We start from the raw sequence: 12718 nt of genomic DNA, 5'->3' as shown, positions 1-12718 counted from the left end.
TCTCAGCGTTTACTTTTTAATGTATGCGCAATTTTCGTAAACGTGAATCAAACCAAAAACTTTAATTTTATGTAAATTAACTCCGTACACAATGTTAAAATTTATTGTTCTTATTACCCTCACTTTTCTATCCCTAAAGTCACATTCTCAAATTTTAGAAAACGAAGAAAAGTTTATTGGAAATATTTTGAGAGGTTATGCTAATAATGGAATGGAAGATGATTCTTATTTTAAAAACTTCTGGAATCAAGCTACCCCAGAAAATGCAGGAAAACATGGTTTAGTAGAAATCGAAAGAGACAAATATGATTGGACTACACTAGATGAAATTTATAATTACTGTATCTCTAATAATATACCTTTTAAACAACATGCATTTTTATTTTGGTCTGAATCTACTACTCCATTATGGCTATTAGATCTTCCTAAGGAAGAAATTAAAGCTGAATTAGAGGAATGGATTCAAGATTTCTTTAATAGATATCCGAAAACAGAAATGGCCGAGGTTGTTAATGAACCAATCGACAATCCTCCACCTGCAATAATAATGGAAGCTTTAGGAGGAACTGAAAATTATACTTGGATAAAAACTATGTTTTCTATTGCCAGAAAATATGCCCCAAAAGAATGTAGACTTATTATTAATGAAAACAGAATTCTGAAAGGAGATGAAAGAATAATTGAATATAACAAAGTAGTTGATTTATTAAAACAAAGCAACTTGATTGACGGCATAGGGGTTCAAGCACATTTTTTAGAAACTGTCCCCCCATCTATAGTCAAAAAATCTTTAGATTATTTAGAGCATAATGATCTACCAATCTACATAACAGAATTTGATTTAAACCAAAAGAATGATATCCTTCAAAAGAAAGTTCTAGCTTCTCATTTTAGGATTTTTTGGGAACATCCTGCCATAAAAGGTATCACTTTCTGGGGTTATAAGAAAAAGCATATTTGGCAAACCGATTCTTTTCTTATGTATACTAATGGCAAGAAAAGAAATTCGTTTAATTGGTTAATAGCATATCTTAGAGGTAGAAATGTAAGTTTATTTTCTAATTATTTGATTGAAGTTAGAGCTAAGTGCTACGGTGAAAATATTATAATGGGTATCAGTAAAGATGAAAAAATTATAAAAAAAGTTAAGCTAAATGAATCAGGTAATGGTAAGAATTTTCAGAATTACTACGCTTTGGTTAATGACGAATCTAGTTCTAATAATCTAGGTATAAAGGTTACATTTGAAAATGATTATGGCTCTGGCAGGTATTTAAGAATTAATTGGCTTAGAACATTGGGTAATAAAATTGAGGCTGAGTCGAGAGAACTAAATACTGGCGCTTGGGATAATGGTTGTGGTAATGGTAAGTTTTCTGAGTATTTACATTGTGCAGGATATATTGACTTTAGTCAAAATGATAACAGGAAAAAAAGCAACTTGGCGCGTGAAAATACGTTCAATTCTTATTATGACCCAACAATAAAAATTTTACACGTAGATTTTAATTATATGATAAAAAATCGGATTGTTCAAATCATGAATATTCATGGAGTTCTGGTTTTTTCAGAAAAAACAAACAATTATAAAAACTCTATAGATGTCAGTAAATTTTCAAAAGGATTTTATATAATAAGAATTGAAGAAAACGCACACATTCAAACAAAAAAAGTTTACCTTAAATGAAATCTTTTTAGCAATAGTGTTTTAAAAACTTCAAGACACAAATATTGTACTAAATTATTCTGTACCTTAATACAAAGGTTTGTAATTACAAAGAAAAAGACTACTTACCAAAAAGTACTTATCCCGACGTCGATATTAAATGCTAAATAGAGTAACCCTAACTTTATTAAAGAAGGTTTCCATATCGCATTAATAAATTAGAATCGAGCAACATCCTATCTAGAAACTGAGCCAAAGACTTTTAACCTTCTCTAAAAAAGGGAAGTTTACAACTTGAATCCCAGAGGGAGTTCTTTATGTGTTGAAAATAAGTAATTAAAAAAATTATTTAACTAAAATCTTTTTAATAATAGGTTTTTCAACATTCTTTATGTTCGTAAACTTTATAATAAAGATTCCTTCAGAAGAAAAAACATGTCTTGGTATTACATATTTTTCCTCTTGTGGATATTTCAATTTACTGCTAAATATTTTTTTACCTGATAAAGTAAAAATTTCAACTTTAAAAGCTTCGTTATCTTCGTTACATACAAGATTTATACCTAGATCATTACCTTCGTATAATGGATTAGGAAATAATTTAATATCGTACTCGTCTTGCAATCTTATTAAATCAAAATCATTATCAGTATCAGATTTAGCTTTATTAATAGTTTTGAATTCTATATAACCATTACAATGAATTATTTCGCTATAGCTCTTACCGCAAGTTCTACTATCATTATCCCAAGCCCCTGTATTTGTGTCCATATTTTCAGACTGAAAAATTGTATTATCTATTTTTAGATAATCAACAATTAAATCATTCTGTGGTCCATCGTCTCCGTAATATTCAACCTTTACTGTATTATTATTGCAAGGTAATACTCCTTTGTAAAAATAATTATTGTAACTGTTTTTTATATTAGTCCATTTTTTTAACACCCTATCTCCTACCAAAAGCCTCATGTTCTCCTTTCCTGATTTTCCCTTTGCTCTAATAGTAATGCTAGTAAAATTCGTATCTCTTAATTTATACTCTATAAATCCGTTACAGTGAATTTTTTCACTGTAACTTTTACCACAAGTTCTACTATCATTATCCCAAGCCCCTGTGTTGATTTCCATCTTTTCAGACTGAAAAATTGTATTATCTATTTTTAGATAATCAACTATTAACTCTTTATGTGGCCCATCGTCTCCATAATATTCAACCTTCACTGTATTACTATTGCAAGGTAATACTCCTTTGTAAAAATAATTTTTATAACTCTTTTTTACGTTAATCCATTTTTTTAAGACCTTATCTCCTACAATAAGCCTCATATTCTCCTTTCCTGATTTTCCTTTAGCTCTTATGATAACTTTACTCAAGTTTTTGAAATCAGGTGCTAATGTTCTTCTGGGTATTCCACCTCCGCCTATGCTATTGGGAGAATTATTGGTTATTACGTGTAATGCTCTCATTAGTTTATTCACTTCATCTTTCCAGATACCATTAGTACTTGCCAAGTCAATATTATACTTATGTTCTACTTCTTCTTGAACACCTTCCTCAGCTATAATATTCCAAGCATCCCACGCTGCATTTTCCGTAAAGTACATCCCATAGTCTTGAAGAGCTTTGAACAGTATTTTACCGGGTTCTGTTTTAATATTGATGTCTTGAGGTTTTAAATTTGGAGGAATAGCGAATAATGACCCCATGACTATATCAGGATCTGCTTTTTTATTGTAAGCTTGTGGATGACTTGAATTTCCAGCATAATTATCAGCTTTTGTAGCTGGCCATTTATATCCTGGAATCTTTGACGAGTAATGACAGTATTTGGCTGCCCATGGATTAATTTTTATTACATGTCGTAATGGTTTCTTTCCTGTAAGCTCGCCTAATCTTATTGTACCTCCTAATGCTGACATTTTTGTAGCTCCTTGACCTCTTACTCCTTTTACCCCATCATTTTTTTTAATATTAATTCTTTTTCTGTTATTAGGGTATTTCATGAATGTGGAAAAATAAACTTTTCCATTTTTTTTACAACGTGCAATCTTACTACCTTCTAAGGCTGTTTCCCCATCAGGATAGATTATTACAAAATTGGCATTTGGAGTATTTCCATAAGGACTGTTACCTGCATCGTGAATGATTTTTTCTTTTGGAAATGGCACATCAAAACCCAAGTATTCAGATCCAGAGCAACGACCTGGTCCCCAAGTAGGGCTATCTATTGCCTTATATATAGGATCATTGTTATTAGTTATAATAATATGTTGGGTGTCAATCCCAACATAACGCGCATTTTGGAATTTCGCATCTTTGTAATTAGCATCACTACCTATAGGCATATTCCATATTGAGTGTTTAGTAAATGGCCATTCGCTTGGATCACGAAAATCCAATTGTTCCTGATTTTGCGCATTTATATTTTCTATAGACAATAGAATACTAAAAGGTATTAATAAATAAAATTTTCTTATTAATAAATTCAAACCCATATTTTGAGTGATAATCATTTGAAATAGAATTATAATTTGATGAATTTAGAAGTTTCATTAATATTCTCTCCTTTTATTTTCAGAATATAAATACCTGATTTAAGTCTACCCGTATTAATCCTTGATAATTTACTTTTACTGGTAACTGTATCTATTAGTTTACCGTTAATAGTGTATATTTCAATGCGAATTTCTTCGTTAAAATTAGAAAATGCTATATTTAAAGATTCTTTAGCAGGATTGGGATAAATTTTTAATTCAGGTATTTTAAAATTTTCTTCATCAATAATATTAGATTTTTGCTGATTAATCAACTCAAGATAAAACTCTTTATTTGGTGATTTTGAAATTTGATTTTTATTTAAAATTTCTAATCTAATCCCATTTTTTATTGCTTCACTTTCTAGACTCATAAATTTACTTGTCTTTATATTTCTTAATTCAAAAGAACAATTTTTATTTTTAGTAATTGACCATAGTTGATTAGAATTCTTAGTATCAGAAACCCTTAAGAAACTACTATTATCTGGATTAATGATATCTAAATATTTTCCAGAAAATATATTTTTTAGTCGGAAACTACTCCCTACTTTTTCAAGTTTCCATTCATTATTACTATGATCTGTACAACTTCTTTGAACAACTATATTATTTTGGTTATTAACCGTAACACATTTATTATACTTTGTTCTTATTCTAAAAATATTACTATCAAGATTAAAGTTGTTCTCGCAATTTTCCTGACCACAATTTCTATCCAACAATCCCTTAAAACCAAAAGGTATGCTGGTATTACCTACTTGTTTCACATTAGGCCATGCCCTATGACACCAATTGATAAGCTTGTTTAAAAGATTGCAATCTACTTTTGTTTTTTTTAAGCGTGTAATTGTATAATACATTTTTGCAGCAAAATGACCTTGATAGAGCCCTACTTTTCTTAGATCACGTATTTTAACTATATTCTTTCTATCTAACATGTATTGTAATTCTTTTTTATCCCAAATATCATCTTGATTACGGTCCCATCTATCTAATCCATTCTTTGGTTTTCTAACCTCCACTAAAAACTGCTGTATCAAAGCATCAATTACCCATTTATCAAGCTTGGGATGAATTTTAGTTAATGGTTCCAATATTTTTTCAGGATTTCCCTTACCATACCACATTTGATTTTGATGATGTATACCTATAAAATTAAAGGGCCCTTGATTCCTTATCCTAAAACCTTTTTCTCTAGGGTGATAACTTCCTATCTGTTTAGTTCCAAGATTACCACTCCAGCTTCTTATTTGATACATTTGATTAATTGTTGAGAAATAACGAACAGGTTCATCCCTACCAGAAGTTATAGAATTCTTTGCTATAAATTCGTTGAGGTAATTAAAATCAGATGGCTGAACCCCTCTAACAAAACCATTCCCACCATTTAAAACAAACTGAAGATTGTACCAATTTGTTGATTCATAAATACCAGCAGCTTTTGTTTGACCCTCAAAACTATTACTATCTCCATCATAAGAAACGCCTGTAAAATGAGGAGGAACTTCGAACACATTGTACCTTATTGAAGGCCATTGACGCTCTCCAGGCTGATCTTCTTTTAACACGAACCAATGTGCTTTATCCTGCAAACCATACTCGTTCATTATTTCAAAGTTTTTAACAGCCATAAACCTTGCTAAACTTGTCGATGCTATCTCCCCGTGAATTCCCGCAGTCAAATGTTTTAATGCAGGACTATCATTGAATCTTGTTCTCCAATGTCTAGGTTTTTTTGCTCCATCCTGTATAAAAAACCTAAAGGTATTATACCATCTTGCATGTTTTTCTATAAAATTTTTCTTTATTTCTGCTGTGTTCTCCTTATTAGTTTTAAGCCAATCCAAAAAGTTCTTTGTTGCTTCTAATGGTTTTGTTCCTTGATTATGGATAAAGTTACTCTTAGAAAAAGCATCCATAGGATGAACAATTGGAAGCCAGTGTTTCCAGTCTGGTAACTGAATAGAAAGTGGTATTGTAGTACGGTCGTCCATTTTATCCGAATCAAAATAATCCTTTACAGAATATTTTGATATATTCTTACCAAATAAATAGGGCACCATCTGATCATCATTTTCTAAGACCCACCCTAAACCCGCTCCTGCGGCCCATCTTTCAATTGGTTTATTCTTTAAAACCGGTCCTGGTTGATATGGTGGATTCCATGGTCTACCATACCTATTAACTCCATCTTTTTTTGATAAGCTTCTAATATAAGCGGCAATGTCTTTCCCTTCTTTTTCTGTTAAACCATGGAATTTGGCTCTTTCTATTATCGATTTATTTGAATAACTAAACATTTCTAAATCCCTTCCATCCCTTGTGTGGCAGTCTGTACATTTCGCTAAGATCTTTCGCTTAACAGGTAATTTATGACCGTACCAAAAGCCGTGTTTGTCTCTCAGATCATAATGATTCCAAAGGTTGTTTCTATTAAACCATAAATTCCTACCATTTTCCACAGAACTTCCTATTGGCTTTTTCCAGTCTTTCGGAATATCAAATTTAAAAACACTTTTATCTAATATATTACGACCATTTTTATCCAATATATTTAATCTTACTACTCTGTAACCTATGGATATACCGTCAGATCTATTAAAACGAAATTTGATTTTGTTTATCCCCTTTTTTAAACCTTTAATTGGCACCTTTAATCGAATCGTATTCATAGCACCGTGTGCCATTCCTCCATAAGCCATTTCTTTGTCATATACTTCTGCAGTTTTATGGTTTAAAGAAATCCAATTTCCCTCATTGACCTTTATACTTGACTTCCCCTGATAACTTAAATTATTTACTAACAACCAAAGTTTTGATCCGACTGAAGCCTGATTGGCAGTTAGATGAATTTGAACTTCTTCAATCACACCTTCCTTACCTAACACCTCGATAGGTAAAACTATTGGTAATTGACTTGGTGAAGGTGGTATCTCTATATAATCAGAAATACTAATCTTAGTTTTCGAATTTATATAAGTGAATAATAACGTAAAAGCAAAAAAAGTGTAAAAAGCAATTTTCATTTGGTCAGGTTTTAAGATGTAGATTATAATAGTAAAGGATACTATCAAAAGAAAGCATAGGTTTATAAAAACCCACTTAATTATTGGTGATCATTATAAAAGTTATTTTTAATCATTAATTAAGTGGATTTCAATATCGGGACAAAAAATATAAACTTCTTATTTTTATTCTGCCAATAATATTACTCTATAATTGTCATGATGAACGTCTGTATTGTTCTTTACAGTTAATGTTCTGCGATCTTGGCTTAAAACAAACCTATCGGATTTACACCCATCAGCTACATTAATACCGGGAAAATGTCTAAAATTATGCTCACAATAATCAACCCTAGGAAGACCTACCTCTTTATCACTATTAATAAGACTATTGTTTTTCTTCCCTCCAGAAGCTCTCATAATTATTCCTAATATAGGTCTGTTAAATGTTATTTTTCCATTCACTTGGTACTGCCCTTTGCAGTTAAAATAGTCTTGTACATTCAAAGATTGATTGTATGTCTCGTTATCATAATGAAAGTAGACAGAATGAACTTTAGTCCCTTTTTTTACTATACCAGGGTTCAATGTTTTCCAATTTTGCAAATTATCAGGAACTGAATCAGGAAAATAGTCCCCAGGTTTAGATAAATCAAGCTTCAAATCTTTCGTTAGGCGATGATTAGTTTTTTCTAAGAAAACAAATAAATGATCGTCGGACACCAATTCATTTAATTCTACGGATCGAGGGGCTTTTGTTAAAAATTTAAGTTCTCCGCTTATTTTCTTAATTAATGAAGATGCCTTAGAGGAGTTTAGCTCTGTAGAGTCTATTTCATCTTTTGTGCAATTACTTGTAAACAATGTAATTGTTAATAATAAGATAACAAATTGTGTGAATTTAAATAATTTCATGATTGTTGTTTTTAAAGTTGATTAATATGCTGAAATTAATAATTACATGTATTTTTTGTTTTCTGAAAACTGCCTCTATTTTCAATATAGTGCTAAAAAACAACTAACTACATATTTACACAGGTTGAGGGTTATTAAAATCAATTATTATAAATAGGTAGCTTTTCTTGTAAATTCACAAAGATTATTCCTCACTAAATTTATAGAACTAAATTTTGTAGTGATGATTAAGACAGTAATATTCCTTATACTAATTTCTGTATTCAATTTCAATTTTCTTTTCTCGCAAGAGGATATCAAATTTCCATCAGATTCTGGGGTAATTGATATCACAAAGTCTCCTTACTTTGCAAAGGGTGATGGCGTAACAGATAATACTAATGCAATTAATAAAGCATTTCGAGATCATCCTGATGGTCAGTTCATAATATATTTTCCAAAGGGTGTCTATATAGTATCGGATAGAATTGAATGGCCAAGGGTCTCTAATAATGACATTAATTGTGGTACAGAACAATCTTGTAGATACACGATTATGCAAGGAGAAAATAAGAACGGTACTATAATTAAATTGAAAAATAATTCTCCACGCTATCAAAATACCAGTAAACCCAGATCAGTAATATGGACAGGACTTGGTGCTGCTCAAAGATTTCGAAATGCTATTCGTAATATTACTATAAACGTAGGTAAAAACAATCCTGGAGCAATTGGAATTCAATTCAAAGCTAATAATCAAGGTGGGATTTTTGATGTAAATATAGTATCTGAAGACAGACAAGGAAAAATTGGATTAGATTTTGCCTACACAAATGAAATAGGACCTTTATTAGTTAAGGATGTTGAAATACTAGGTTTCGACACTGCTATCGAAACAAATTTTAATGTAAATAGTATAACTTTTGAAAACTTAAGTATAAAAAATCAGAATAAAGTTGGTTTATTCATAAAACAACAAGTTATAAATATCAGAAATTTGAAAAGTTTCAATGAGGTGACTGCAATTAAAACTAAGAATCAAGGTTCCTATGTAACAATAATAGATTCTGAGCTTAGAGGTAAGGGTAATGCGTCTAAAAAACCAGCTATCTTATATGGGAATGAAATATTTATAAGAAATGTTAAAACTTCCGGCTATAAAAATTCCTTGAGTTATGAATTTCAAGGAACTACACCAGTGATTACTATATCAGAAAAAAACATTGATGAGTTTGTTTCTAAAAACCCGATAAAACTATGTAATAACATAGAAAAATCTCTAAATTTAACAATAAAAGAAACCCCAAGAATACCCTCTGAGCCCATAAGAAAATGGGTCAACATAGATGATTACGGAGCAAACAGTAATGACCGAGAAGACGATAGTGATGCCATTCAAAAAGCATTAAACTCTGGTGCTTCCACTATTTTTGTACCAGTTTCATCATTCAGAAATGGACGTTATATAATGAACAAGAATGTAACCATTCCTAAAACTGTGAAAAGATTTATCGGTACAGAAGGGCTTATTGCAGGAACTGGTAGATTTAATATTATTGGTGGTAACCAACCTTTGATTATTGAGCGATTTAAAGCAATTGCCAATGGGGTTAATCATCAAGCAAAGAGAACTCTAATTATTAAAAACACCATTATGCGACCTGAAGGATATAAAACATCAGGGGGTGCAGACCTATTTTTAGAAGATGTGGTATTAACAGATGTTACATTTAAAAATCAAAATGTATGGGCCAGGCAATTTAATTCAGAGTTTACCGAAAGAGGTGTAAATATTTTAAATAATAATTCTAATCTATGGATATTAGGACTGAAAACCGAAACCAGAGGAACAAAAATCAAAACTATAAATGGAGGTAAAACAGAGGTACTAGGAGGGCTTATTTACTCAAACGGACCTGCTAGTGATGACTTTTTGTTTGTTTCAGAAAATTCTTCAGTTTCATTCTCCGGAATCAGAGAGGCAAATTTTAATAACAATCCCTACTCAAACCTGATTTTAGAAAAAAGAGGAAATATTTCTAGAAAGCTAGTTAAAGGCGAAGCAGATTATGGGATCGGAGGAAGCGGGTTTCCTCTCTATGTTGGCTACCCTTCTTCCTCATCTAATAAGCCTCCTGTAGTTAATGCAGGAAAGGATGAAAGCATTACTATTAATGAGATTTTTTTTCTTAAAGGAATTGTTAATGATGATGGACAACCCAATCAAAACTGTTTTGTTGAATACAATTGGAAACAACTTTCGGGAAATGAAGTGAATTTTGACTCTAATGAAATTAATCCAAAAATTAATTTCGCCAAAAGCGGAGAATATAAATTTAGATTAAGTGCTAACGATGGAGAATATACCACCCAAGATGATGTAATAGTTTCGGTCTATAATCTTTCAAGAAGTACATCTTATGGAAAAGGTGCAGATGCCACGATAAAAGCAGCTAATAAATCGAAGAATAATTTTGGGGGTGATTCTGATCTACAATCAAGAGAACATCCCGGCATATTTGATAATAAAATTTATCTTAGGTTTGATATTTCCGATATTGATCGGAAGGTAAATTTTTCTGAGTTGAATATAGAAATATCCACAAAAAACCAGAGATTAATTCAAGAGTGGGAATTTAATGTTTTCGGGCTAAAAGAATTAAGTTCTTATGGTGAAAATAAATTAAATGAATTTTGGGCAGAAGGTAACAAAAAAGATCAACTCTCTAATCGTAATGAGATTAATTATGATAATGCTCCTGGAAACATTTTATCCGGTGGTGGAATTTATAATAGTAATAACAATTCTGGCGGAGGAGTTGATAATACTAAAACTATTTTTTTAGGCAAAATTAAAAGTAGGAACGGTATTAGAGAGATTCTAGAATTAAAAAGTACAAAGTTGTCAGATTTAATAAATTCTGACACAAATGGGGTTATAACTTTAATTATAACTCGAATAGAAAAAAATAATAATCTTTTCAGTTTTAGTTCTAAAGAAAATACTACATTCAGTAGCCCGACATTAAAAATCGGTTTAGGAAGCTCAGAGAATAATTTAGACATAAGAGCCAAAGGTAAATTTGGCAAAGAAAAAATGAGTCTTTTAGTGAATAATAAAGTATTACAAACTTGGACTGTATCTGATAAATGGCAAAATTACAATTATACTAGAGACCTGCCTAACGGCAATATTAAGATTAGATTCGACAACGATCGCCCTAATTATGACCTAAGAGTTGATTATATAAAACTTAAAAATACGATAATTCAATCAGAATCAAGACCAATTAATACCGGCGCGTGGAATAAAAGCACAAAAGCTTGTGGCAAAGGCTTTTCTGAATGGTTACATTGCCGCGGATTTATTGATTTTAGTAGTTCAAACCGAGGAAAAACAGAAGATATTATATCATATAAAACTAGTGAAAATATAAACTCTTGTACGTTATATCCTAATCCAACTAATGGAGCAAACTTAAAGCTTAGTTGTTCTAACTATAGTTTTAAGGAAGGAGCTAATGCCATTATTATAGATTATACAGGGAGAATCTTAAAATCAATTGAAATCAAAAAAAGAAATGCTGCCAACAATGATCCAATTGATTTTACTGAATATTTAAAAACATTAAACTCAGGTTCTTATTTTTTGAAAATCTTACCTCGTAATGAGAAAAAGAAAAGTTTGATAATTCGATTTATTAAAGAGGAATAACTAAACATAAATCTTTTAGAAACGTTATTATTTAGTTATATTGACTATTTCATAAGCACTAGGCTTTGTTTATAGATAATCCGAAGCTCTCACATAAAACGGATATATTGTAATTGTAATTTCTAGTTTTAGTGCTTTCAAGAAAAGTATTTTAAAGCGTTGATATCTCAAAAGGTTATAATCTTTTTAGCAAGATTGAATGACCATCATTTTTTTATGCTTTACAGGCAATTTAGCAATAGAATTTGAGTTTAGCTTATACGTTTTCCACTTATTTGTCTTAATTTGATTTTAACATATTTGTTTTTTAAATTATACCAAAAATTGCCAATAATACTATATTTATACTTTTTATAATTGAACACCTGTAAAGTGTAATAAATTGTTGTCGTCAACATGAATCTACCTGAGGAAGACAGGCTTGTTTTAGGTTCTCATCTCAAATAGCTGTTTATGAATATAATGAGATTCCGAAATAAATTCTGAATGACGCTTAAATCATATCATTATTACGTAAAGTGGACAATCATTTTTACAATTTACCTCTTCGATTGATAGTAATATTCTTTCGCTTTTTTGTTAAAACCGTAATAATCCAAGTTTATTTGCAGCACCGAAACTATCTTAAGTCTCTTAGCGTTAAAAGAAGAAGTATATTCACATCTTGGTTTTTGAATGAAACCAATTTGTATTCTGTTTAGATACATCTGTTACATCTTTTTGGTAACTTTTATATTAGACATTCCTGATTCGTAAAACAATAAAAACCTACTAACGAGTCCAAAAAAAACCATAAAATTTTGGTTAATTTTTTTTAGATTTTATTAAAGAGGCTAGTCTCTTTATACTGGAATCTCTCAACTAAAAAACCCTAAATCAATAATATTGATTTAGGGTCGC

The 12718-nt window shown here is 30.6% G+C and carries 5 protein-coding genes; 2 read left to right on the top strand and 3 right to left on the bottom strand.

The window, feature by feature from the left end:
- The first annotated feature begins 91 nt into the window (after window positions 1-91).
- On the top strand, window positions 92-1687 hold the full coding sequence (locus ABD077_RS16305) for an endo-1,4-beta-xylanase (protein ID WP_343913315.1): 1596 nt from the start codon (window positions 92-94) through the stop codon (window positions 1685-1687).
- Window positions 1688-2011: 324 nt separating this feature from the next.
- Here the strand turns inward: ABD077_RS16305 and ABD077_RS16300 are convergent, their stop codons facing one another.
- From ABD077_RS16300 to ABD077_RS16290, 3 genes are all read right to left on the bottom strand, one after another.
- Window positions 2012-4156, bottom strand: a complete 2145-nt coding sequence (locus tag ABD077_RS16300; protein WP_343913314.1) for a carbohydrate-binding domain-containing protein — start codon at window positions 4154-4156, stop codon at window positions 2012-2014.
- A 35-nt stretch (window positions 4157-4191) separates the two neighbouring features.
- On the bottom strand, window positions 4192-7230 hold the full coding sequence (locus ABD077_RS16295) for a T9SS type A sorting domain-containing protein (protein WP_343913313.1): 3039 nt from the start codon (window positions 7228-7230) through the stop codon (window positions 4192-4194).
- Between the two features lie 165 nt (window positions 7231-7395).
- Window positions 7396-8124 (bottom strand): hypothetical protein, encoded by a 729-nt coding sequence (locus ABD077_RS16290; protein WP_343913312.1) that lies wholly within the window; start codon window positions 8122-8124, stop codon window positions 7396-7398.
- A 223-nt stretch (window positions 8125-8347) separates the two neighbouring features.
- On the opposite strand from ABD077_RS16290, the gene ABD077_RS16285 reads away from it, so the two are divergent.
- Window positions 8348-11818: a glycosyl hydrolase family 28-related protein gene (locus ABD077_RS16285; protein ID WP_343913311.1), complete on the top strand. Its 3471-nt coding sequence runs from the start codon at window positions 8348-8350 to the stop codon at window positions 11816-11818.
- Window positions 11819-12718: the final 900 nt, after the last annotated feature.

Source organism: Aquimarina litoralis (genome assembly GCF_039523995.1).
GTDB classification, from domain to species: domain Bacteria; phylum Bacteroidota; class Bacteroidia; order Flavobacteriales; family Flavobacteriaceae; genus Aquimarina; species Aquimarina litoralis.
Note: the sequence above shows the minus strand (reverse complement) of the source record. Positions and strands in the feature narration are given on the sequence as shown.